The organism is Kroppenstedtia guangzhouensis (assembly GCF_014637345.1).
Lineage (GTDB): Bacteria > Bacillota > Bacilli > Thermoactinomycetales > DSM-45169 > Kroppenstedtia > Kroppenstedtia guangzhouensis.
The window spans coordinates 33485-53967 of the sequence record NZ_BMEX01000014.1; the positions used below are offsets into that span (position 1 = coordinate 33485).

General features: G+C 54.3%; 35 protein-coding genes. All 35 read left to right on the forward strand.

The window, feature by feature from the left end; all coding sequences use genetic code 11:
- The first annotated feature begins 12 nt into the window (after positions 1 to 12).
- The 35 genes from rpsC (at position 13) to IEV46_RS14315 (ending at position 20381) form a co-directional block, all read left to right on the forward strand.
- Complete coding sequence (gene rpsC / locus IEV46_RS14145) at positions 13 to 672, forward strand: 30S ribosomal protein S3 (protein ID WP_188433198.1); 660 nt, start codon at positions 13 to 15, stop codon at positions 670 to 672.
- A gap of 2 nt (positions 673 to 674) precedes the next feature.
- On the forward strand, positions 675 to 1106 hold the full coding sequence (gene rplP, locus IEV46_RS14150; RefSeq protein WP_188433199.1) for a 50S ribosomal protein L16: 432 nt from the start codon (positions 675 to 677) through the stop codon (positions 1104 to 1106).
- Positions 1096 to 1308, forward strand: coding sequence for a 50S ribosomal protein L29 (gene rpmC / locus IEV46_RS14155; protein WP_188433200.1), 213 nt, complete (start codon positions 1096 to 1098; stop codon positions 1306 to 1308). Before rplP ends, rpmC begins: the two co-directional genes overlap by 11 nt.
- Positions 1305 to 1571 carry a 30S ribosomal protein S17 gene (gene rpsQ, locus IEV46_RS14160; RefSeq protein WP_188433201.1) on the forward strand — a complete coding sequence of 89 codons (267 nt, stop codon included), beginning with the start codon at positions 1305 to 1307 and terminating at the stop codon, positions 1569 to 1571. The genes rpmC and rpsQ overlap by 4 nt, the downstream gene beginning before the upstream one ends.
- Positions 1572 to 1602: 31 nt before the next feature.
- Positions 1603 to 1971, forward strand: a complete 369-nt coding sequence (gene rplN, locus IEV46_RS14165) for a 50S ribosomal protein L14 (RefSeq protein WP_188433202.1) — start codon at positions 1603 to 1605, stop codon at positions 1969 to 1971.
- 49 nt (positions 1972 to 2020) lie between these two features.
- Entirely contained in the window at positions 2021 to 2395 is a 375-nt protein-coding gene (gene rplX / locus IEV46_RS14170; protein WP_229736133.1) for a 50S ribosomal protein L24, read from the forward strand.
- 20 nt (positions 2396 to 2415) lie between these two features.
- Positions 2416 to 2973: a 50S ribosomal protein L5 gene (gene rplE / locus IEV46_RS14175; protein WP_188433203.1), complete on the forward strand. Its 558-nt coding sequence runs from the start codon at positions 2416 to 2418 to the stop codon at positions 2971 to 2973.
- A gap of 46 nt (positions 2974 to 3019) precedes the next feature.
- Positions 3020 to 3205 (forward strand): type Z 30S ribosomal protein S14, encoded by a 186-nt coding sequence (locus IEV46_RS14180; protein ID WP_188433204.1) that lies wholly within the window; start codon positions 3020 to 3022, stop codon positions 3203 to 3205.
- Between the two features lie 25 nt (positions 3206 to 3230).
- The gene (rpsH, locus tag IEV46_RS14185; protein ID WP_188433205.1) at positions 3231 to 3629 is read left to right on the forward strand and encodes a 30S ribosomal protein S8; all 399 of its coding nucleotides are present in this window, start codon (positions 3231 to 3233) and stop codon (positions 3627 to 3629) included.
- A 28-nt stretch (positions 3630 to 3657) separates the two neighbouring features.
- A complete protein-coding gene (gene rplF, locus IEV46_RS14190) occupies positions 3658 to 4194 on the forward strand; it encodes a 50S ribosomal protein L6 (protein WP_188433206.1) in 537 nt (178 codons plus the stop codon).
- 27 nt (positions 4195 to 4221) lie between these two features.
- Complete coding sequence (rplR, locus tag IEV46_RS14195) at positions 4222 to 4590, forward strand: 50S ribosomal protein L18 (RefSeq protein WP_188433207.1); 369 nt, start codon at positions 4222 to 4224, stop codon at positions 4588 to 4590.
- A 17-nt stretch (positions 4591 to 4607) separates the two neighbouring features.
- Positions 4608 to 5105 carry a 30S ribosomal protein S5 gene (rpsE, locus tag IEV46_RS14200; RefSeq protein WP_188433208.1) on the forward strand — a complete coding sequence of 166 codons (498 nt, stop codon included), beginning with the start codon at positions 4608 to 4610 and terminating at the stop codon, positions 5103 to 5105.
- A gap of 12 nt (positions 5106 to 5117) precedes the next feature.
- Complete coding sequence (rpmD, locus tag IEV46_RS14205) at positions 5118 to 5306, forward strand: 50S ribosomal protein L30 (protein WP_188433209.1); 189 nt, start codon at positions 5118 to 5120, stop codon at positions 5304 to 5306.
- 44 nt (positions 5307 to 5350) lie between these two features.
- Positions 5351 to 5791, forward strand: a complete 441-nt coding sequence (gene rplO, locus IEV46_RS14210; RefSeq protein ID WP_188433210.1) for a 50S ribosomal protein L15 — start codon at positions 5351 to 5353, stop codon at positions 5789 to 5791.
- Positions 5791 to 7104 carry a preprotein translocase subunit SecY gene (gene secY, locus IEV46_RS14215; RefSeq protein WP_188433211.1) on the forward strand — a complete coding sequence of 438 codons (1314 nt, stop codon included), beginning with the start codon at positions 5791 to 5793 and terminating at the stop codon, positions 7102 to 7104. The genes rplO and secY overlap by 1 nt, the downstream gene beginning before the upstream one ends.
- 145 nt (positions 7105 to 7249) lie before the next feature.
- On the forward strand, positions 7250 to 7903 hold the full coding sequence (locus IEV46_RS14220) for an adenylate kinase (RefSeq protein ID WP_188433212.1): 654 nt from the start codon (positions 7250 to 7252) through the stop codon (positions 7901 to 7903).
- On the forward strand, positions 7900 to 8646 hold the full coding sequence (gene map, locus IEV46_RS14225) for a type I methionyl aminopeptidase (protein WP_188433213.1): 747 nt from the start codon (positions 7900 to 7902) through the stop codon (positions 8644 to 8646). Before IEV46_RS14220 ends, map begins: the two co-directional genes overlap by 4 nt.
- Before the next feature lie 22 nt (positions 8647 to 8668).
- A complete protein-coding gene (locus tag IEV46_RS14230) occupies positions 8669 to 8968 on the forward strand; it encodes a KOW domain-containing RNA-binding protein (RefSeq protein ID WP_229736134.1) in 300 nt (99 codons plus the stop codon).
- Between the two features lie 4 nt (positions 8969 to 8972).
- Positions 8973 to 9191: a translation initiation factor IF-1 gene (gene infA, locus IEV46_RS14235; protein WP_009710936.1), complete on the forward strand. Its 219-nt coding sequence runs from the start codon at positions 8973 to 8975 to the stop codon at positions 9189 to 9191.
- A gap of 99 nt (positions 9192 to 9290) precedes the next feature.
- The gene (gene rpmJ, locus IEV46_RS14240; RefSeq protein WP_007505902.1) at positions 9291 to 9404 is read left to right on the forward strand and encodes a 50S ribosomal protein L36; all 114 of its coding nucleotides are present in this window, start codon (positions 9291 to 9293) and stop codon (positions 9402 to 9404) included.
- An 18-nt stretch (positions 9405 to 9422) separates the two neighbouring features.
- Positions 9423 to 9791, forward strand: coding sequence for a 30S ribosomal protein S13 (gene rpsM, locus IEV46_RS14245; RefSeq protein ID WP_188433215.1), 369 nt, complete (start codon positions 9423 to 9425; stop codon positions 9789 to 9791).
- Between the two features lie 21 nt (positions 9792 to 9812).
- The gene (gene rpsK / locus IEV46_RS14250) at positions 9813 to 10214 is read left to right on the forward strand and encodes a 30S ribosomal protein S11 (RefSeq protein ID WP_009710938.1); all 402 of its coding nucleotides are present in this window, start codon (positions 9813 to 9815) and stop codon (positions 10212 to 10214) included.
- 190 nt (positions 10215 to 10404) lie between these two features.
- Positions 10405 to 11349, forward strand: a complete 945-nt coding sequence (locus IEV46_RS14255; RefSeq protein ID WP_188433216.1) for a DNA-directed RNA polymerase subunit alpha — start codon at positions 10405 to 10407, stop codon at positions 11347 to 11349.
- Between the two features lie 30 nt (positions 11350 to 11379).
- Entirely contained in the window at positions 11380 to 11769 is a 390-nt protein-coding gene (gene rplQ, locus IEV46_RS14260) for a 50S ribosomal protein L17 (protein WP_188433217.1), read from the forward strand.
- Positions 11770 to 11871: 102 nt separating this feature from the next.
- Positions 11872 to 12723: an energy-coupling factor transporter ATPase gene (locus IEV46_RS14265; RefSeq protein ID WP_188433218.1), complete on the forward strand. Its 852-nt coding sequence runs from the start codon at positions 11872 to 11874 to the stop codon at positions 12721 to 12723.
- Positions 12699 to 13562, forward strand: coding sequence for an energy-coupling factor transporter ATPase (locus tag IEV46_RS14270; RefSeq protein ID WP_188433219.1), 864 nt, complete (start codon positions 12699 to 12701; stop codon positions 13560 to 13562). Before IEV46_RS14265 ends, IEV46_RS14270 begins: the two co-directional genes overlap by 25 nt.
- The gene (locus tag IEV46_RS14275; RefSeq protein WP_188433220.1) at positions 13559 to 14356 is read left to right on the forward strand and encodes an energy-coupling factor transporter transmembrane component T family protein; all 798 of its coding nucleotides are present in this window, start codon (positions 13559 to 13561) and stop codon (positions 14354 to 14356) included. The genes IEV46_RS14270 and IEV46_RS14275 overlap by 4 nt, the downstream gene beginning before the upstream one ends.
- A gap of 22 nt (positions 14357 to 14378) precedes the next feature.
- Entirely contained in the window at positions 14379 to 15155 is a 777-nt protein-coding gene (gene truA / locus IEV46_RS14280) for a tRNA pseudouridine(38-40) synthase TruA (RefSeq protein WP_188433221.1), read from the forward strand.
- 133 nt (positions 15156 to 15288) lie between these two features.
- Entirely contained in the window at positions 15289 to 15729 is a 441-nt protein-coding gene (gene rplM, locus IEV46_RS14285) for a 50S ribosomal protein L13 (RefSeq protein ID WP_188433222.1), read from the forward strand.
- 15 nt (positions 15730 to 15744) lie between these two features.
- Entirely contained in the window at positions 15745 to 16137 is a 393-nt protein-coding gene (rpsI, locus tag IEV46_RS14290; RefSeq protein WP_188433223.1) for a 30S ribosomal protein S9, read from the forward strand.
- Between the two features lie 231 nt (positions 16138 to 16368).
- Complete coding sequence (locus IEV46_RS14295) at positions 16369 to 16833, forward strand: hypothetical protein (protein ID WP_188433224.1); 465 nt, start codon at positions 16369 to 16371, stop codon at positions 16831 to 16833.
- Between the two features lie 64 nt (positions 16834 to 16897).
- Complete coding sequence (gene cwlD / locus IEV46_RS14300; protein WP_188433225.1) at positions 16898 to 17638, forward strand: N-acetylmuramoyl-L-alanine amidase CwlD; 741 nt, start codon at positions 16898 to 16900, stop codon at positions 17636 to 17638.
- Positions 17639 to 17693: 55 nt separating this feature from the next.
- Positions 17694 to 18809 (forward strand): iron-sulfur carrier protein/transcriptional regulator SalA, encoded by a 1116-nt coding sequence (salA, locus tag IEV46_RS14305; protein ID WP_188433226.1) that lies wholly within the window; start codon positions 17694 to 17696, stop codon positions 18807 to 18809.
- A 133-nt stretch (positions 18810 to 18942) separates the two neighbouring features.
- On the forward strand, positions 18943 to 19614 hold the full coding sequence (locus tag IEV46_RS14310) for an ABC transporter ATP-binding protein (protein WP_188433227.1): 672 nt from the start codon (positions 18943 to 18945) through the stop codon (positions 19612 to 19614).
- Entirely contained in the window at positions 19611 to 20381 is a 771-nt protein-coding gene (locus tag IEV46_RS14315; RefSeq protein ID WP_188433228.1) for an ABC transporter permease, read from the forward strand. Before IEV46_RS14310 ends, IEV46_RS14315 begins: the two co-directional genes overlap by 4 nt.
- The last annotated feature ends 102 nt before the right edge of the window (positions 20382 to 20483 follow it).

Consider the following 20483-nt stretch of genomic DNA (forward strand, 5'->3'; position numbering starts at 1 on the left):
GAGGGATAGAGATTGGGCCAGAAAGTAAACCCGGTGGGGCTTCGTGTCGGCATCATCCGTGATTGGGAATCCAAATGGTACGGTGGCAAGGACTACGCCGACATGCTCCATGAAGACATCGAGATCCGGGACTACCTGTTTAAACGTCTGCAAGATGCGGGGATCTCTTCCGTGGAAATCGAACGGGCGGCCAACCGAGTCAACTTGACCATCCATACCGCCAAGCCGGGGATGGTCATCGGCAAAGGCGGCTCCGAAGTGGAAGCCCTGCGCAAGGAACTGACCAAACGGACCGGTAAAAAGGTTCACATCAATATTGAGGAGATCAAGACCCCTGAGCTGGATGCCCGCCTGGTGGCGGAAAATATCGCCCAGCAACTGGAACGCCGGATTTCCTTCCGTCGGGCCATGAAACAAACCATCCAGCGCACCCTGCGCGCCGGAGCCAAAGGGATTCGCACCCAGGTGAGCGGCCGGTTGGGCGGTGCCGATATTGCCAGGACTGAAGGGTACAATGAAGGAACTGTTCCTCTGCACACCCTTCGTGCAGACATCGACTATGGCACTGCGGAAGCCCACACGACCTACGGACGGATTGGAGTGAAAGTGTGGATCTACCGCGGTGAGGTACTCCCTGCCAAGAAAAAGGGAGACGCGGAAGGAGGCAAGTAACCATGTTAATGCCGAAACGCACGAAGTTTCGTAAGGAACATCGCGGTCGGATGAAAGGCCGGGCCAAGGGCGGAACGGAAGTGACCTTCGGCGAATACGGTCTGCAGGCGTTGGAGCCCTCCTGGATCACCAACCGGCAGATCGAGGCAGCCCGGATTGCGATGACCCGGTATATGAAGCGTGGCGGTAAAGTGTGGATCAAAATCTTCCCGGATAAACCCATCACCCAGAAGCCCTTGGAAGTTCGGATGGGTAGCGGGAAAGGTTCTCCGGAAAAATGGGTGGCAGTCGTAAAACCCGGCAAAATCCTGTTTGAGGTAGCCGGCGTGTCGGAAGAGGTGGCCCGGGAAGCCATGCGTCTGGCTGCCAACAAGTTGCCGATCAAATCCAAGTTCGTAATCCGAGATGAAGCGGGTGGTACACATGAAAGCTAAAGAGCTGGTTGAAATGACCACCGCCGAGATCGAACAGAAACTGGCCTCGCTGAAAGAAGAGCTGTTCAACCTCCGGTTCCAGTCCGTGACCGGGCAGTTGGACAATACCGCCCGGATCCGCCAGGTTCGCAAAGATATCGCCCGTTGCAAAACGGTGATGCGTGAACGCGAACTCGGGATTGAAAGGAGGAAACAGGCATGACCGAAGAACGCAACCGCCGCAAGGTTCGCGTGGGCAAGGTCGTCAGCGACAAAATGGACAAAACGATCGTCGTTGCGGTGGAAACCTATAAAAAAGATCCCCTGTATGGAAAGCGGGTTAAATACAGCAAAAAATTCAAGGCCCACGATGAAGAGAACAGAGCCAAGACGGGAGACGTCGTGAAAATCATGGAAACCCGCCCGTTGTCCAAGGATAAACGGTGGCGTCTTGTGGACATCGTGGAAGAAGCCGTAATCGTTTAACCAGATCTGACTGGCGGAAGGAGGGAGACCGATGATTCAGCCGCAAACGCGTCTGCGCGCTGCAGACAACTCCGGAGCAAAAGAACTGATGTGCATCAAGGTTTTAGGCGGTTCCAAGCAGAAATCGGCTGGGATTGGCGATTTGATTGTCGCATCGGTAAAACATGCTACACCCGGGGGCGTTGTCAAGAAGGGTGATATCGTGAAGTGCGTGGTGGTTCGTTCCAAGCGGCCCACCCGCCGTCCGGACGGATCCTACATCCGGTTTGATGAAAACGCCGCCGTGGTGATCCGGGATGACAAAAGCCCGCGGGGAACCCGGATCTTCGGACCCGTCGCGCGGGAGCTCAGGGAACATGATTTTATGAAAATCATTTCGCTGGCTCCGGAAGTGCTCTGATTTTTCTATGCCACAGAGCCTGTAACCACCGGTTGAAGGAGGTGCCGACATGGCCAAGCGACCGAACAAGTTGCATGTCAAGAAAGGCGACACTGTGATCGTGATGCGGGGCAAAGATGCCCCGACGCGTGACAAAAACGGGAAAATGATCTACACCAAAGGGCGCGTCCTGAAGGTTTATCCTGCAGAACGTCGTGCGCTGGTGGAAGGGGTCAACATGGTGAAGAAACACTCTCGCCCGTCCCAAGACAATCCGCAAGGGGGCATCATTGAGCAGGAGGCTCCGATCCATATCTCCAACCTGATGCTGGAGGACCCGAAAACAAAAGAACCGACCCGGGTGGGTTACAAATTTATCGAAGGTAAGGGCGGCAAACAGACGAAAGTCCGCTATGCCAAGAAATCCGGCGAAGTGATCGACTGACGTCCGGATCGGAAAGGAGGATGGAAACCGTGGCAACACTTCCATTGAAAGAACGGTACAAACAGGAAATCAGCCCATCCCTGATGAAAAAGTTTGATTACACTTCACCGATGCAGGTTCCCAAAGTCGAAAAAGTCGTCATCAACATGGGCGTCGGGGAAGCGGTTCAAAACCCGAAAGTGCTCGATGGGGCTGTGGAGGATCTGACACAGATTTCCGGTCAGAAACCCGTGGTGACCCGGGCCAAGAAGTCCATCGCCGGTTTCAAGTTGCGGGAAGGGATGCCGATCGGGGCTAAAGTGACACTTCGCGGCCAGCGGATGTATGATTTTCTCGATAAGTTGATCAACGTGGCCTTGCCCCGGGTCCGGGATTTTCGCGGAATTTCCCCGAAAGCCTTTGACGGTCGGGGGAATTACACCCTGGGCCTGAAGGAACAGCTGGTCTTCCCCGAGATCGATTATGACAAGGTGGATAAAGTCCGGGGCATGGACGTGGTAATCGTCACAACGGCCAATACTGATGAGGAAGCCCGAGAACTGTTGACCCGGATGGGAATGCCCTTCCGTAAACAGTGAGAGACGGATCGGTGGTACGACATTCCAAACCAAAGGAGGGAATCCATTGGCCAAGAAATCGATGATCGCCAAGGCGAAAAGAAATCCGAAATACCGAGTCCGGGCCTATACCCGTTGCGAGCGCTGCGGACGGCCGCACTCCGTGATTCGGAAGTTTCGTCTCTGCCGGATATGTTTCCGTGAATTGGCCTATAAAGGGCAGATTCCCGGCGTGAAAAAAGCGAGCTGGTAATCGAGAGTGGAAGGAGGGATAACGCATGGTGATGACTGACCCGATTGCTGACATGCTGACCCGGATCCGTAATGCGAACTTGGTTCGCCACGAGAGTCTGGAAGTTCCCGCTTCCAAACTGAAGCGGGAAATCGCGGATATTCTGAAGCGGGAAGGTTTCATTCGCGATGCTGAGTATATCGAGGACGGGAAACAGGGGGTCCTCCGGATCTTTCTGAAGTACGGTCCCAACAATGAGCGGGTGATCACCGGATTGAAACGGATCAGCAAACCCGGTCTGCGCGTCTACGCTAAAAACGACGAAATCCCGCGTGTGCTCCGGGGCTTGGGCATCGCTGTCCTGTCGACTTCCAAAGGGGTCATGACGGACAAGGAAGCCCGTCAATCCAAAGTGGGCGGCGAAGTGCTGGCTTACATCTGGTAAGAACTGCATACGGACGGAGGTGAACGAGATGTCCCGTATCGGTCGGAAGCCGATCGCCATCCCCAACGGGGTGGAAGTGAAAGTGAACGGTGCCGAAGTGACAGTCAAAGGGCCCAAGGGGACATTGACCCGTACATTGAGCCCGGAAATCAGCATTAAAGTGGAAGAAAACCAAGTGATCGTGGAACGCCCGAGCGATCACCGGAAACACCGCGCATTGCACGGTACGATCCGGAGTCTGGTGGCCAACATGGTGGAAGGGGTCACCAATGGCTTCAGCAAAACCTTGGAACTGGTCGGGGTGGGTTACCGGGCCCAGAAAAAAGGGAACAAAGTGGTTCTCAACGTGGGATATTCCCATCCGGTGGAAGTGGATCCGCTGGATGGGATCGAGCTGGATGTGCCTTCCCAGACCCAGATCGTGGTGAAAGGGATTGACAAGGAGAAGGTGGGCGCTCAGGCCGCCAATATCCGTGCACACCGCGAACCGGAGCCCTACAAAGGGAAAGGGATCAAATACTCCGATGAGCGCATCCGTCGCAAAGAGGGGAAAACCGGTAAGTAATGTTGACTGGAAAGGAGTGAATGCGGCGTGATCCAGAAGCCTGACCGGAACAAGAACCGGAAGCGGCGTCACATCCGGGTGCGGAGGAAAGTCATGGGTACTCCGGATCGCCCCCGCCTGAACGTGTTCCGTTCCTCCAACAACATCTATGCACAAGTGATCGATGATGTCCAAGGGAACACCCTCGTCTCAGCTTCCACTCTGGACGCTGAGGTGAAAGCGAAAGGGATTCACGGCGGCAATGTGGAAGCGGCTCGTAAAGTGGGGGAACTGGTTGCCAAACGGGCCGGTGAAAAAGGAATCAAGCAAGTGATCTTCGACCGTGGGGGTTATCTCTATCACGGACGGATCAAAGCTCTGGCGGAAGGGGCCCGAGAAGGAGGTCTCAAATTTTGAGCAAAGGAGGTAGAAGCATGCGCAACGATCAGCCCAAAGACGACCTGATGGAAAAAGTTGTCAGCATCAACCGTGTGGCTAAAGTGGTGAAAGGCGGACGCCGCTTCAGCTTCAGCGCCTTGGTAGTGGTTGGAGACGGCAAAGGCAAAGTGGGCGCGGGCATCGGCAAAGCCGCAGAAGTGCCGGAAGCGATCCGCAAGGGAGTGGAAGTGGCCAAGAAAAACATGATTCATGTTCCTCTTCAGGGAACGACGATCCCTCACGAAGTGATCGGCCACTATGGAGCGGGACGCGTATTGATGCTGCCTGCCACCGAAGGTACCGGTGTGATTGCCGGCGGTGCGGTTCGTGATGTGTTGACTGTGGCCGGTGTCGGTGACATCCTGACCAAGTCGACGGGTTCCAACAATCCGATCAACATGGTTCGCGCCACTCTCGACGGGATTCAGAATATGAAACGGCCCGAGGACGTCGCCAAACTGCGCGGTAAATCCGTGGAAGAGTTACTGGGATAAGGAGGGACGACCGTGGCGAACAAACTGGCTATCACCCTCAAACGGAGCATGATCGGTCGCCCTGAACCTCAACGGGTCACCCTTCAGACCCTGGGGCTCAAGAAACGGGAACAGACCGTCATTCAAAAGGACAATCCCGCCATTCGCGGGATGATCGAAAAGGTGAAACACCTGGTTGAGGTGAAAGAAGTACAGGAGTGAAAAATCTCTTGTTATTGAAGAGTTGATAAGGGGAGGTGTGAAGGTTGAAACTTCACGAACTGAAACCGTCTGCAGGTTCCCGCAAAGTCAGAAAGCGGGTGGGTCGTGGAATGGCAACGGGACACGGTAAAACCTCCGGCCGTGGGCAAAAAGGTCAGAAAGCCCGTTCCGGTGGCGGAGTCCGTCCCGGCTTTGAAGGGGGACAAAACCCGATTTACCGTCGTCTGCCCAAGCGTGGTTTCACCAATATCAACCGCAAGGAATATGCCCTGGTGAACCTGGAGACATTAAACCGGTTTGAAGAAGGTACGGTGGTCACACCGGAACTTTTGCAGGAGACGGGTGTGGTGAAGAATCTCAAAGACGGTTTGAAAGTGCTGGCCAATGGAGAGCTCAAGGTGAAATTGACGGTGAAGGCTCACAAGTTCTCTAAGAGCGCGCAAGAAAAAATTGCGAATGCCGGAGGCACGACGGAGGTGCTCTGATGTTTCAAACCGTGAGCAACATCTTCAAAGTGGAGGATCTTCGGCGCCGGATCCTGTTTACCTTGGCGATGCTTGTGGTTTTCCGGATCGGCAGCTACATCCCGGTGCCCAATACCAACAATGAGGCTCTGAAGATGCTGGCCGAACAGAGTGCCGGCAGTGGTGTTTTCGGTTTGATAAACACCTTTTCCGGCGGAGCGTTTCTCAACTTCTCCATCTTTGCCATGGGGATCATGCCTTACATTACGGCATCGATCATCGTGCAGCTGTTGACGATGGATGTCATCCCCAAGTTTGCCCAATGGGCCAAAGAAGGGGAAGTGGGAAGGCGTAAACTGGCCCGGGTCACCCGTTATGGAACAGTGATTCTGGGATTGATCCAGTCCATCGGTCTGACCATCGGATTTGACCGGGCGGGTGCCGGATTCGGGATGAGCTTTATCGAAAACCCCACCTTTGCCACCTATACTCTGATCTCCCTCACCCTGACTGCGGGTACGGCCTTCCTGATGTGGTTGGGTGAACAGATTACGGATAAAGGGATTGGAAACGGGATCTCCATTTTGATCTTTGCCGGGATTATCGCGGGGATTCCGCCAGCTTCAACTCAGATCTATGAAACCATGTTTGCCAATGCCGGGGATGAGATCTTCCTCAGCATCGTGAAGTTGGTTCTGATCGTGGTTGTGTTGATCCTGATCGTAGCAGGTGTGATTTTCATCCAACAAGGGGTTCGCAAGATTCCCGTTCAATACGCCAAGCGCGTGGTAGGCCGCAAGATGTTTGGTGGGCAATCCACCCATATTCCGATGAAGGTGAACGCCGCTGGTGTGATTCCTGTGATCTTCGCCATGTCGCTGTTGATCTTTCCATCCACGATTGCCAGCTTCTGGAGCGGCAATGCGGTGGCTGATTGGATCATTGTCAATTTCAGTTTCGATCAACCGCTGGGCATGGTCATTTATGTCTTCCTGATCATCGGATTCACCTACTTCTACACTTTTGTGCAGATCAATCCGGTGCAGTTGGCGGATCAGATGAAGAAGAACGGCGGATATATCCCTGGTATTCGTCCGGGTAAAAACACCTCCGTCTACTTGACCAAAATTATGAACCGCATCACTTTGGCCGGGGCGCTCTTCCTGGCTGCCGTCTCCATTTTGCCGGTCTTTTTCACCACTGTGGCCGGCCTGCCGCAATCGGTGCAGATTGGTGGCACCTCTTTGTTGATTGTGGTGGGGGTTGCCCTGGAGACGATGAAGACCATTGAAAGCCAGCTGATTAAACGTCATTACAAAGGCTTTATCAAGTGATCGGGGTCCCGGAGCTGATCCACAGGGGCATCCTCACCGGACCCTTTATCACGCAGCCGATTCGCGGGCGGATTATCATCGAGCCCTGTCTGTACCGGTTGGCTGGCTCTGTTCACGGCTCGCGAATCACCGGGAGGGATGAGATTTGAATATCGTGCTCATGGGATTGCCTGGTGCCGGGAAAGGGACTCAGGCTGACCGGATCACCGAAGAACTCCATATCCCCCACATTTCCACAGGCGACATCTTCCGGCAGGCGGTGAAGGAGGGGACACCGCTGGGACTGGAAGCCAAGAAGTACATGGACGATGGCCAATTGCTTCCCGACCGGATCACGATCGGTATTGTACAGGAGCGGTTGGGCAAAGATGATTGTGCCGAGGGATTTCTTTTGGACGGATTTCCCCGCACGGTTCCTCAAGCCGAAGCTCTGGATGAGATATTGAATACGTTGAATCGCTCCCTGGATCACGTTCTGTATATTGAGGTGGCTGAAGCTGAACTGTTGAAGCGCTTGACCGGACGCAGAATCTGCAGCAGTTGTGGCGCCACTTATCATGTGGTGTTCGATCCGCCGAAACAGGATGGGGTTTGTGATCGTTGTAGCGGCACCCTCCATCAGCGGGATGATGATCAGGAGGAGACCGTGGCCAAGCGGTTGGAAGTCAATTTGGGGAAAACCCGGGAGCTGGTGGATTACTATCAATCCAAAGGCAATCTCCGCAGGATTGACGGGGTGCAACCCATTGAAAAGGTGACTGAATCGATTCTGAAGGTACTCAGGGGAGCCATCCAATGATCATCCTTAAATCTGCCAAGGAATTGGAACGCATGCGTGAAGCAGGACGCATCGTCTATGAGACACACCAGATGCTGAAGGAGGCCATTCGGCCGGGAGTGACTACCGGAGAGCTGGATCGTCTGGCGGAGCGATTTATTCGCGAGCACGGAGCCACGCCTTCCTTTAAGGGATACAACGGATTTAAAGGAAGCATCTGCACTTCGGTGAACGAAGAGCTGGTGCACGGAATTCCCGGGGATCGGGTTTTGAAGGACGGGGATTTGATCAGCCTCGATATCGGAGCTTGTCTGGAGGGTTATCACGGGGATTCAGCCTGGACGTATCCCGTCGGGAATATTTCCGATGAGGCGGCCCGTCTCCTCGAAGTAACGGAGAAATCTCTCTTTGCGGGCTTGGCTGAAGCGAAACCCGGGAACCGGATCGGAGATATCGCCCATGCTGTCCAGACCGTTGCTGAAAGTGCCGGGTTCTCCATCGTCCGTGAGTACGTGGGTCACGGGGTGGGGCAAGAGCTTCATGAGGAACCCAGTGTCCCCAATTTCGGGCCTCCGGGGAAAGGTCCCCGCTTGACACCGGGAATGACCCTGGCCGTTGAACCGATGGTGAACGCGGGCAAACGCTATGTGCGAACGCTGGCTGACAACTGGACCGTCGTCACACAGGACGGTTCCCTGTGTGCCCACTTTGAACACACCATCGCGATCACGGATCAAGGCCACGAAATATTGACCACAGCGTGATAGGTGAAGGGTGATGGATGTGATGGATACCGAAACTCGACCTCAAAAAGGACAGGTGGTCCAAGTGTTAAGGGGTCGTGAGGCGGGGAGATATGCAGTGGTGATCGGCGTGGTTGAACCCCACTTCGTCTTGTTGGTGGACGGGGACAAACGGAAGGTCGGCCAGGCGAAAAAGAAGAATATCAAGCATATCCAACTCACACACTACATCGCCCGGGAAGTAGCGGAGTCCTTGGAAAAGGACGGTCGGGTCGACGACGCCAAAATACGCTGCGCCTTGAACCAATACCTGCTCCGGCAGGAGCGGAGAAAAGGAGAGTGAGTCAATGGCCAAAGAAGATGTGATCGAAGTGGAAGGGACGGTCATCGAACCTTTGCCCAATGCGATGTTCCGAGTGGAACTGGAGAACGGTCATAAAGTCCTCGCCCATGTTTCCGGCAAAATCCGAATGCACTTTATCCGGATTCTGCCGGGGGACCGAGTGACGGTCCAGCTCTCCCCGTATGACTTAAGCCGCGGCCGAATCACCTACCGCTATAAGTGACGGCCCGGATGGGTCCCCTCGGATGTCGCACCGATCCAAATTAAAATCCGGCTCCGATTCCGGAGAACTGACACCGAGTGGAAACAGGAGGGATAGAAAATGAAAGTACGTCCTTCGGTCAAACCGATCTGCGAAAAATGCAAAGTGATTCGCCGAAAAGGAACCGTTATGGTAATCTGTGAAAACCCCAAACACAAACAAAGACAAGGATAAGACAGGAGGTGTTCACCATTGGCTCGTATTTCGGGTATTGACCTCCCCCGCGACAAGCGAGTGGAAGTGGCATTGACCTATATCTTTGGGATCGGCCGTTCCCGTTCCAAAGAGATTCTGAAGGAAACCCAGATCAACCCTGACACCCGGGTCCGTGATCTGACAGAAGAGGAAGTTTCCAAGCTTCGCAGCACCATCGACAAAAATTTGGTGGTCGAAGGAGACCTGCGCCGTGAAGTCGCTCTCAACATTAAACGCTTGGTTGAGATCGGTTCCTACCGTGGGATCCGCCACCGCCGTGGCCTGCCGGTCCGGGGTCAGAAGAGCAAGACCAACGCGAGAACTCGTAAAGGTCCCCGCCGGACGGTTGCCAACAAGAAAAAATAATCAAGGTAAGGAGGGAGAAGAATGGCTGCTAAGAAACGGACAACTAACCAGCGTGTGAAGCGTCGTGCGCGCAAAAATGTTGAATCGGGTGCGGTGCATATCCGTTCCACCTTCAACAATACGATTGTGACCATCACCGACAAGCGGGGAAACACCATTTCCTGGGCCAGTTCTGGTACCCTCGGTTTCAAGGGATCCCGCAAAAGCACGCCCTTTGCTGCGCAGATGGCTGCGGAAGCCGCCGCCAAACAGGCGATGGAACACGGGATGAAGAACGTCGAAGTGACGGTGAAGGGGCCGGGTGCCGGTCGCGAAGCGGCGATCCGTTCCCTGCAGGCTGCCGGGTTGGAGGTCAGTCTGATCAAAGACGTCACCCCAATCCCCCACAACGGTTGCCGCCCGCCGAAGCGTCGCCGTGTCTGATGCGTGACGCGGGTTGATTCCGGGATTGGCGTTGGTTTATACTGGTAGAACTATGTGTATAATGGTACTGGACAAATTTGACTGGTTGATTACCCAGCGATCCATCCGGCCGGGAACACGCATAGATTTTCACCATGATTGACTGAAGACCACCCGGAATGCGACGTTCTGAAGGAGGGTTTCAAACCGTATGATTGAAATCGAGAAGCCGAAGATTGAAACCGTGGAACTCGGCGATGACGGCCGATACGGAAAATTTGTTGTGGAACCCTTGGAACGCGGATACGGTACCACCCTTGGCAATTCACTCCGACGCATCCTGTTGTCCTCTCTGCCCGGTGCGGCAGTGACCTCGATCCAGATTGACGGGGTCCTGCACGAGTTTTCCACAATTCCCGGGGTGGTGGAGGATGTCACCGAGATCATCCTCAATCTGAAACATCTGTCTCTTAAGATTCATTCCGATGAAGAGAAAGTGTTGGAGATTGATGTGGAAGGCGGCGGAGAAGTGAAAGCCGGGGATATCCGGGCCGACTCTGATGTGGAAATTCTAAATCCGGATCTTCACATTGCCACTCTGGCCAGTGACGGGCGCCTTCATATCCGCATGACCGCCGACCGTGGCCGGGGGTATGTACCGGCTGAGCGAAATAAACGGGAGGAGCAGACCATCGGGGTGATCCCGATCGATTCTCTCTATACTCCCATCAAACGTGTCAATTACCAAGTGGAGAATACCCGGGTTGGCCAAGTGACCAACTATGACAAACTGACGCTGGAGGTATGGACGGACGGAAGCCTTCACCCTGAGGAATCCGTCAGCCTCGGTGCCAAAATCATGACGGAACATCTAATGCTCTTCGTCGGTCTGACCGAAGAAGCCAAAGATGCCGAAATCATGGTGGAAAAAGAAGAGGACAAAAAAGAGAAGGTCATGGAAATGACCATCGAAGAGTTGGATCTCTCCGTCCGATCCTACAACTGCCTCAAGCGGGCCGGTATCAACACAGTCCAAGAGCTGACACAGAAGACGGAAGAAGACATGATGAAGGTTCGCAATCTGGGGCGTAAATCGCTGGAAGAAGTGCAGGAGAAACTCGCAGAACTGGGACTCTCCCTGCGCAGCGATGAGTGATCGCAATCTCTAAAGAGGGAGGGGAAATCCATGGCATACTCCAAGTTGGGTCGCAACTCAGGGGCACGGAAAGCTTTGCTCCGTGACCTTGTGACTGACCTGATTATCCATGAGCGGATCGAGACGACCGAATCCAAAGCGAAGGAAGTCCGTTCCATCGCTGACAAAATGATTACCCTGGCAAAGCGTGGCGATCTCCATGCCCGCCGTCAGGCAGCTTCCTTTGTCCGCAGCAATCGTTCCCGGACAGAACGGGACGGGGAGAAGGTTGCTCATGAAACCGTGGATGCAGTGAAAAAGTTGTTTGATGAGGTGGGCCCCCGTTATGAAGAGCGCAACGGTGGGTATACCCGCATCATCAAAATCGGGCCGCGCCGAGGTGACGGGGCGGAAATGGTTTATCTTGAATTGGTGGAGTAAGAAAACACTTTTCTGAAACAAAGGGAGAGGGCAGGATCGTTCCGGTCCTGAAATCTGCCCTTTTTTCTTTATGGAGAAAGAAGCTTCCTCGAGGTGGATAAGATGGAGCCGATCCTGCAACTGGATGGGGTGGGTTATCATTATGGTTCCCCTGGGGACGGAAACGATCCGGAATGGATTCTCACTGGGTTGAATCTGTGTGTGAATCCCGGGGAATATCTGGCCGTGATGGGGCCCAACGGCTCGGGAAAATCGACTCTGGCGAAACTGATGAACGGGTTGTTGACCCCTATTACCGGAAAAATCCGTGTGGCTGGACTGGACCCCGGAAACGATCGGGATCTGCCGCTAATCCGTCGCAAAGTGGGGATGGTTTTTCAAAATCCGGATAATCAGATTGTCGGAACCACTGTGAAGGATGATGTCGCCTTCGGTATGGAAAACATGGGTGTCCCACGGAAACAGATGTTGATCCGGATCCGTGAGGTATTGGAGCGCACCGGTCTGGCCGGGTTGGAGGAGGCTTCTCCCCATCATCTCTCCGGGGGGCAAAAGCAACGTCTGGCCATCGCCGGCGTGATCGCCATGCAGCCGGAGGTGATCATCTTCGATGAAGCCACCTCCATGCTGGATCCCACAGGCCGGAGAGAAGTGTTGGAAGTGATGGGGGAGCTTTACCAAGGGGGAACCACCATCATCCATATCACCCACTCCCCCCAAGAGGCCATCCGTGCAGAACGGGTGTTGGTTCTGGCGGAGGGTCAACCGCAACTGGACGGGCCTCCCGCTGAGTTGTTCCGTCACCGGGAGCAGTTGGCCGACTGGTCCCTTGAAATGCCGCTTGCCGCGGAGCTAAAAGAGCGCCTTCGGTGTCATGGCATGCCTATCAGAGAAGATATCACCGGGATGGAAGAGCTGGTGGAGGATCTATGGACATTGTTATCCAAGGCTTGACCCATATCTATATGGCCGGCACTCCCTATGAACGAACCGCATTGTCGGGAGTGAATTTGAAGATTCCCTCAGGGGGATATATTGCCGTGGTTGGAGCCACCGGCTCGGGAAAATCCACCTTGATTCAGCATATTGCCGGCCTGTTGACCCCTACCGGAGGGCAGGTGCGGGTGGGAGAGGTGGAGATCAGTCCCGACAGTCGGGATTTGTCTGCGCTCAGGGGCCGGGTCGGGGTGGTTTTTCAGTATCCGGAACACCAGCTGTTTGAGGAGACGGTGGCAAAGGATATTGCCTATGGTCCACGAAACCTGGGCTTGAGCGATAAGGAGGTGGCCCGGCGCGTTGAGCAAGCCATGAACTGGGTGGGACTTCCCCCGGAGTTGTCCGGCCGCTCTCCCTTTCAGTTGAGTGGTGGCCAGATGCGACGGGTGGCAGTAGCAGGTGTGTTGGCGATGCAACCGGAGGTTCTGGTGTTGGATGAGCCGACGGCAGGGTTGGATCCCGCCGGACGGCGCGAGCTTTTGAGCCGGATTCACTCTTTGCACCGGGAACGGGGGATGACCGTCGTCTTGGTGTCCCATAATATGGAAGAGGCGGCTCGGTACGCAGATCAGATTTTCGTCATGCATCAGGGAACAGGGGTCTTTGAGGGGACTCCAGCAGCGGTTTTCTCCCGGGGAAACCAGCTGGAAGAGTGGGGGTTGGAAGTGCCGGAGGTGGCCGGGTTGACGAACCGTCTCAATGAAAAGCTGGATCCGCCATTGCCTGCGGAATTGTTGACCCTGGAAGAACTGGAAAGAGAAATCATCTTACGGTGGAAACGGGGGCGACCCCGTTGATCCAAAATCCCATCCTGGGACAATACGTACCCGGTGATTCCCCTCTACACAGGTTGGACCCCCGGGCCAAGTTGCTGTTTGTCTTTTGCTTTATGGTGGTGGTCTTCCTCGCCAACAATGGTGCAAGCTATGGATTGCTGGCAGGGGTGACGGTGCTGGCGGTGGGATTGTCCGGTGTTCCGGTTTGGATGATCCTGCGGGGGTTGAAGCCGATTCTGTACTTGATCCTGTTGACGGCCATTCTCCACCTCTGGTTGACCCGGGGCGGCGGGGTGATTCTGGAATGGGGTCCCTTCATCATCCATCGGAACGGAGCCCTGCAGGCGGGATGGATCTCCCTTCGCTTTCTCATCTTGATTTTGATGGGAACCTTGTTGACCCTGACCACCTCTCCCATCGCCTTGACCGATGGTTTGGAGCGTCTTCTGTCCCCGTTGACGCGAATCGGTGTTCCGGCCCATGAGCTGGCCTTGATGATGTCGATCGCCCTCCGATTTATCCCCACCCTGTGGGAAGAAACGGATAAAATTATCAAAGCCCAGCGAGCGCGGGGGGCTGATTTTGAAAGCGGGGGCCTGTATAAACGGGCCAAAAGCTACCTCCCGGTCCTTATTCCATTATTTATTTCTTCCTTTCGCAGGGCGGAGGATCTGGCGCTGGCGATGGAAGCTCGTGGCTACAGGGGAGGCAGGGGAAGGACCCGGATCCGGGAGTTGCATTGGGGAAGGGCGGACACAGTGTCCCTGTTGATCTTGGCTCTGCTCACTGTGGGATTGTTATGGTTGCGGAACTGACCAGGGAGGGGAGGAGTCACCTGTGGGTAAAATCAAATTGACGGTGGCGTATGACGGGACCGATTTTTCCGGATTTCAGCATCAGCCGGGAAAACGTACGGTACAGGGTACCTTGGAAGAGATACTGTCCCGTGTGACCGGAGAATCCGTCGCCATCACCGGTGCCGGGCGCACGGATGCCGGAGTTCATGCCCTCGGACAAGTGATCCATTTTGAGACCTCGGCTCCGGTTCCGACAGAGCGCTGGGTGCGTCTGCTCAACGCCTCTCTTCCCCGGGATCTGCTGGTGACACAGGCGAATGAAGTCTCTAAGGAATTTCATGCCCGATATGATGCCTGCTGGAAGCATTATCGATATACTCTCGACACTTCCCCGATTCCGGATCTCTTTCGTCGACGGTATCTAACCCATTATCCTCACCCCTTGTCTGGTGACCTGATGCAAAAGGCGGCCCGGCACTTGACGGGAACCCATGACTTCACTTCTTTTTCTTCAGCCCGAGCCCAGGTGAAGGATCGGAGAAGGACCTTGTATCACTGTGAAGTGAGAGAAGTGGGCCCGGGGATTTTTTCCTTTGAAGTGGTGGGAAACGGTTTTCTCTACCATATGGTGCGTATCCTCGCCGGAACCCTGGTGGATATCGGCGCCGGGAAAATTCCCCCCGATGCAATTTTGGGGATTCTGGAAGCGAAGGACCGGTCAGCCGCGGGAAAGACCTTTCCCCCGGAGGGGTTGGTGATGGTGAAAGTAGGGTATACCCCCTGGAACTGCGGAACAGTGAAAAAAAACCTATCTTGACTTTCCTCCCCTGTTGGTATATTATGATCGATGGTATTTTTCCACTTGCCCCGGTGGAAACATGTTCGGCGCACAGTTGAAAAAATGTTGGGATTCCATAGATTGTCTGTCTCTGACACGAGGAGGGAAAATGATGCGAACCACATACATGGCCAAACCGAACCAGGTGGAACGGAAATGGGTTGTGGTTGATGCTGCGGACAAACCCCTGGGTCGCGTCGCCACGGAAGTGGCCACCCTGTTGCGGGGGAAACATAAGCCGGAGTATACACCTCACGTGGACACCGGTGATTTCGTGATTGTCATCAACGCGTCCAAAGTTCACCTGACCGGAAAAAAAGCGGAGAAGAAAATGTATTATCGTCACACCGGTTACCCGGGTGGGATCAAAGCCGTTTCCGCCGGTGATCTCCGGGAAAACCGTCCTGATCGGTTGATCGAACTGGCCGTCAAGGGTATGTTGCCGAAGAACATCCTCGGACGGCAGCAATTCAAGAAATTGAAAGTATATGCAGGACCGGAACATCCCCATGAAGCTCAAAAGCCTGAAAAATGGGAAGCCCGGGATAAGTAAAGGAGGGAACTGATTTTGGCACAAGTCCAATTTTATGGTACCGGTCGCCGTAAAGAGTCTGTTGCCCGTGTCCGTCTGGTGCCCGGTGATGGTCGCATTGTGATCAACAATCGGGAGATGGACAACTATTTCGGACTGGAGACCCTGAAAGCGATTGTGAAACAACCCTTGGTTTTAACGGATACGGTTAACCGCTATGATGTCCTCGTCAATGTGAACGGCGGCGGCTTCACCGGTCAAGCCGGAGCGATCCGCCACGGAATTGCCCGGGCTCTCCTGAAAGTGGACCCGGAATTGCGCCCGACGCTGAAAAAAGCCGGCTTTCTGACACGGGACCCGCGAATGAAAGAACGGAAAAAGTACGGTCTCAAAAAAGCTCGCCGCGCTCCTCAATTCTCCAAACGGTAAATTTACAACGGAAGTCTCCGCCAAAGGCGGGGACTTTTTTTGATTGATAAGCGGCGGGAAGTCCCACCCTCATTCAAATGAGAAGATAAAGTGATCAGTCAGGGAGGCGATCACGTCAGACAAAGGAGAAGCTTGCGATTGCTATAGGGAGAGGTTGACTGCCTGATTTTACAAAAGTAACCCCTGATGTCTCTGGCAACACTATGGGTACTCAAAACGGGGGGGTCCATGGTGAGTAAAGTGGTTTGGTTGGAGGTGTGGCGCCTCAACCGGGTGGAAAAAATGAGACAGGAGGCTTTTTACGGCTTTCCATGGGGGAAGTTGTCCCGGTTGATCGACAGTGTTCTGGAACCTGCAGTCAGCTCTTTAGACACCCTGCAACGGTTGGCCATCGATGAGGCGGTGTACCGATTGGCTTTTGAAGCTTATGTCTCCGGTATGGAAGCCAGCAGAAGAGGGGAAACGGAATGTCCGCCAAGTCTGCCTGCTTCGGAGCGGAGACGTTGGTGCGACCGGATTTTTGGATTCGGAGGCAGCCGATTGATCGGACAAATCGCCGAGGAGATGGATGTCTTTCGGCAGTTGGACGAATGGACCATTCAATCCGTGATGTATTTTTTTGAGGAAGTTACATCCCGTTGGTTTATCCAAGGCGTCGATTACGGAATCCGACTTCGCAAACGGGGAATCCTCTGACATAAGGACCCGACTCGTCCCATATAAATGAATCAAAATAATCTGCAGGGGGAGTCGGAATTTGATGGAGAAATGGGGAGAGTGGGCCCGAAACCGGAAGGTGCGCTTAGGTGTGGGGGCGGCACTTGCGGCCATCTTCCTGTGGGGGGTGGCCACCTACGGCATTCCGGGAGATTTCAGCCGGAATGTTTGGAGCATGCCCCTGTCCGGAAAAGTGATCGTGTTGGACCCGGGTCATGGTGGTTATGACGGTGGGGCAGTCAGTCGTTCGGGGCTTCAGGAAAAAGGGGTGACCCTGAAGATTTCCCTTCTGCTTCGGGATTATTTGCAGGAGTCAGGGGCGCTTGTGATTATGACCCGCGAGGTGGACAAGGATTTGGCGGGAACCGGTTACAGAAGACGAAAGGCTGCCGATCTTATGGAACGGGCGCGTATTGTCAGGACCAGCGATGCAGATGCCTTTATCAGCATTCATCTCAATGCGATCCCTTCTCCCCGTTGGTCCGGTGCCCAAACCTTTTATTACCCCACACTGGAATCCAATAAAAAATTGGCGGAAAGTATCCAGTCCGAACTGATCCGCGACCTCGAAAACACAGATCGAAAGGCTCGATACAGCGGGGAGGTCTATATACTGAAGACATCACCTGTTCCCTCAGCCCTGGTGGAAGTCGGATTCTTATCCAATCCGGAGGAGGCGGAGCTGTTGGGGGATGAAGCCTATCAGAAAAAGCTGGCCGCCGCGATCTACAAGGGTCTGCTCCGTTATTACTCGGTTCAGGATTCACCAAAGGATGAAGGATAAGTGTGTTATAATCGGGTTGAAAATGAAAATGTCACAGTCATTGAGGTGTGATCCCATGCTGACCGTTGAAAACATATTGGAGGCTCTTCGGAAAGTGGAAGAGCCGGAGTTGAAGAACAATTTGGTGGCACTGAACTTGGTCCGCAACATTCGGATTTTTGGGGATCGGGTGGTTTTGACCATTATGCTCTTCTCCGAAGACTCTCCACACCGGGAACAGCTTCGCGAGGAAGTGATCTCCACTCTTCAGCAAGCCGGTACTGAAGAGGTGGAGATTGAATTTGATACCCTCTCCGACAGAGAACAGAAAGCACTGGCGGAGCGGATTCGCCGGGAACACCAGGAGAAAGTGCGCGCTCGCAGGGTGGCGGGCCGGACACCATTGCAGCAGCAAAATCAGGTTCCCCCTCTCTTGTCCAAGGATTCCCCCACGGTATTCATTTCGGTCGCCAGCGGGAAAGGAGGCGTCGGAAAATCCACCGTCGCCGTCAACCTGGCTGTGGCACTGGCCCGGGAAGGAAAACGGGTGGGAGTGATTGACGCGGATATCTACGGGTTTAGCGTCCCGGATATGATGGGGATTGAAGAGAGACCCACTGTGCAGGATCAGACCATCTATCCTGTGGAACGTTTCGGCGTCAAAGTCATCTCCATGGGCTTTTTTGTGGAGGAAAATGCGCCTGTCATCTGGCGGGGGCCCATGTTGGGCAAAATGTTGCGCAATTTCTTCCAGGAGGTGGATTGGGGAGAGATAGACTATATGATCTTGGATCTGCCGCCGGGAACCGGGGATGTTGCCCTCGATGTTCATCAGATGTTGCCTCAAAGTAAGGAACTGTTGGTCACCACGCCTCATGCCACCGCCGCTTTCGTGGCTGCCCGGGCAGGGGCGATGGCCATCCACACCAAGCACAAGATCCTTGGCGTGGTGGAGAATATGGCCTATTATCAATGTTCTTCCTGCGGAAACCGTGACTACATATTCGGCCGGGACGGGGGAAAAAAGCTGGCAGAAGAACTGAACACGGAACTGCTCGTCCAGATTCCCCTCGGGGCTCCCGACAACGGCAATCCTGAGGACTCCGATTTCTCTCCGTCCATTTATGGAGAAGAGAGTCCAACCGGTCAACTCTATCGGGATCTGGCACGGAAAGTGTTGGACAAAACCTGAACGCATCCCGCTGTCCACAGAAATCCGGTTGAAACACACACCAGTTTATCCTGAGGGCGGATCAGAACGAGATATGACCGCCGCGGCACCGGCCCTCGCCGGTGTCTTTATTTTGAAAGAAGGGATATAAAATATGGGAGCGTTGATTCGGATCGACGGGGTAACCAAACGATACTGCAGCACCAATGGGACTGTAACCCCCCTGAACAGGATTTCCGCTGAGATTCCCCAGGGGAGACTGGTAGTCTTGATGGGCCCTTCCGGAACGGGGAAAAGCACGTTGTTTCGTCTCCTCAACCGCCTGGAAAATCCCGATGTAGGAGAGATCACTTATCAGGGGATTCCCCTAACAAAATGGGATCCGGTTCGTCTGCGTCGGGAGGTGCACTATGTTCATCAAACCCCGATCCTGTTTTTGGACACGGTGGAGGAAAACCTGTCCTATCCCTTGTCTCTTCAGGGTAAAAAGGCATCGACGGAGCGGATGAGAGAGGTGCTGGAACAGGTGGGACTGCCCGAATCCTTCCTGAAGCGACACGTGGATGAGTTGTCGGGAGGGGAGAGACAACGGGTTAACCTGGCCCGCTCCCTGATGTTGGACCCTCCTGTCCTGATGTTGGATGAACCGACATCCTCCCTTGATCCCAAAAGCGTCGACACTGTGGAAAAAATGATGATCAGGGCCCGGGATCAGGGACGTACTGTTCTGTTAATCAGCCATAGCCGGGAGCAGGCGGAAAGAGTGGCAGATGTTTTATGGCAACTGGAAGAGGGTCGGCTCATCCCGGGGCAGGTGATGAGATGAGTACCACTGCAACCGTCGCCACATTGGGGTTTATTGTCATTGCCATGGCTCTTTCCCTCTGGTTGAAATTGAAATTGGAACGGGAAATTCTGATCGCCACCGTTCGGGCTGCCATCCAGTTGATGGCGATCGGCTATGTACTGCAACTGATCTTCGACGCGGACCGGTGGTATTTCGTCCTGGGGATGATTTTTCTGTCCATCCTGGTGGCATCCAGAAACTCCGCTTCCCGGGGAGTCGGCATCCCTTGGATCTTCATCCGGGTCTTTGTCACCATCGCGACTGTATCCGGTTTGACACTCGGGATGATGCTTGGCTTGAATATGATTGAACCCCGCCCTCAGGAAATGATCCCCATCAGCGGAATGTTGGTGGGAAATGCGATGGTGGTCTCCTCTCTCCTCTTGAACCGGATGAAAGAGAACGCGGAGACAATGAAGGAAGAGATCCTGGTGGCTCTCTCTCTGGGGGCCACCGGAGCGCAAGCCAGTCGAAGGGCCACCCATCGGGCGATTCGCTCTGGTATGATTCCGATCATCGATTCGATGAAAACAGTGGGTCTGGTACAGCTTCCCGGGATGATGACGGGTTTGATTCTCGCCGGGACCAGCCCGGTGGAAGCGGTCCGCTATCAGTTGTTAGTGATGTTTTCTTTTACAGCCTCCAGTGCTCTGGTCAGCATTTTGCTGGGACTGATGGTGTATCCCACACTGTTTAATTCCGCTCACCAGTTTGTGGGCTGGAAACAGAGAATGGAAGATAGGTGATGAAGTGGCGTCTTCCAGGTTAGCAAAAAGACCGGTATGACACCGGTCCGATCAGCCAGTGAGAATTAGATGGTTCTGCATGTTGATGGCAGAGGCTTTCCG

Bases quoted from the DNA above. Each gene is read 5' to 3' on its own strand.
- IEV46_RS14255 (WP_188433216.1), top strand. From the start codon at position 10,405: ATGATTGAAATCGAGAAGCCGAAGATTGAAACCGTGGAACTCGGCGAT.
- cwlD (WP_188433225.1), top strand. From the start codon at position 16,898: ATGGAGAAATGGGGAGAGTGGGCCCGAAACCGGAAGGTGCGCTTAGGT.
- IEV46_RS14230 (WP_229736134.1), top strand. From the start codon at position 8,669: ATGGATACCGAAACTCGACCTCAAAAAGGACAGGTGGTCCAAGTGTTA.
- rplF (WP_188433206.1), top strand. From the start codon at position 3,658: ATGTCCCGTATCGGTCGGAAGCCGATCGCCATCCCCAACGGGGTGGAA.
- rpsQ (WP_188433201.1), top strand. From the start codon at position 1,305: ATGACCGAAGAACGCAACCGCCGCAAGGTTCGCGTGGGCAAGGTCGTC.
- rpsK (WP_009710938.1), top strand. From the start codon at position 9,813: ATGGCTGCTAAGAAACGGACAACTAACCAGCGTGTGAAGCGTCGTGCG.
- rplQ (WP_188433217.1), top strand. From the start codon at position 11,380: ATGGCATACTCCAAGTTGGGTCGCAACTCAGGGGCACGGAAAGCTTTG.
- rplX (WP_229736133.1), top strand. From the start codon at position 2,021: ATGGCCAAGCGACCGAACAAGTTGCATGTCAAGAAAGGCGACACTGTG.
- rplE (WP_188433203.1), top strand. From the start codon at position 2,416: ATGGAAACCGTGGCAACACTTCCATTGAAAGAACGGTACAAACAGGAA.
- IEV46_RS14310 (WP_188433227.1), top strand. From the start codon at position 18,943: ATGGGAGCGTTGATTCGGATCGACGGGGTAACCAAACGATACTGCAGC.
- rpmC (WP_188433200.1), top strand. From the start codon at position 1,096: ATGAAAGCTAAAGAGCTGGTTGAAATGACCACCGCCGAGATCGAACAG.
- rpsE (WP_188433208.1), top strand. From the start codon at position 4,608: ATGCGCAACGATCAGCCCAAAGACGACCTGATGGAAAAAGTTGTCAGC.
- IEV46_RS14265 (WP_188433218.1), top strand. From the start codon at position 11,872: ATGGAGCCGATCCTGCAACTGGATGGGGTGGGTTATCATTATGGTTCC.
- IEV46_RS14270 (WP_188433219.1), top strand. From the start codon at position 12,699: ATGGACATTGTTATCCAAGGCTTGACCCATATCTATATGGCCGGCACT.
- salA (WP_188433226.1), top strand. From the start codon at position 17,694: ATGCTGACCGTTGAAAACATATTGGAGGCTCTTCGGAAAGTGGAAGAG.
- map (WP_188433213.1), top strand. From the start codon at position 7,900: ATGATCATCCTTAAATCTGCCAAGGAATTGGAACGCATGCGTGAAGCA.
- rplN (WP_188433202.1), top strand. From the start codon at position 1,603: ATGATTCAGCCGCAAACGCGTCTGCGCGCTGCAGACAACTCCGGAGCA.
- rplP (WP_188433199.1), top strand. From the start codon at position 675: ATGTTAATGCCGAAACGCACGAAGTTTCGTAAGGAACATCGCGGTCGG.
- rplM (WP_188433222.1), top strand. From the start codon at position 15,289: ATGCGAACCACATACATGGCCAAACCGAACCAGGTGGAACGGAAATGG.
- infA (WP_009710936.1), top strand. From the start codon at position 8,973: ATGGCCAAAGAAGATGTGATCGAAGTGGAAGGGACGGTCATCGAACCT.
- IEV46_RS14315 (WP_188433228.1), top strand. From the start codon at position 19,611: ATGAGTACCACTGCAACCGTCGCCACATTGGGGTTTATTGTCATTGCC.
- rpsH (WP_188433205.1), top strand. From the start codon at position 3,231: ATGGTGATGACTGACCCGATTGCTGACATGCTGACCCGGATCCGTAAT.
- secY (WP_188433211.1), top strand. From the start codon at position 5,791: ATGTTTCAAACCGTGAGCAACATCTTCAAAGTGGAGGATCTTCGGCGC.
- rpmJ (WP_007505902.1), top strand. From the start codon at position 9,291: ATGAAAGTACGTCCTTCGGTCAAACCGATCTGCGAAAAATGCAAAGTG.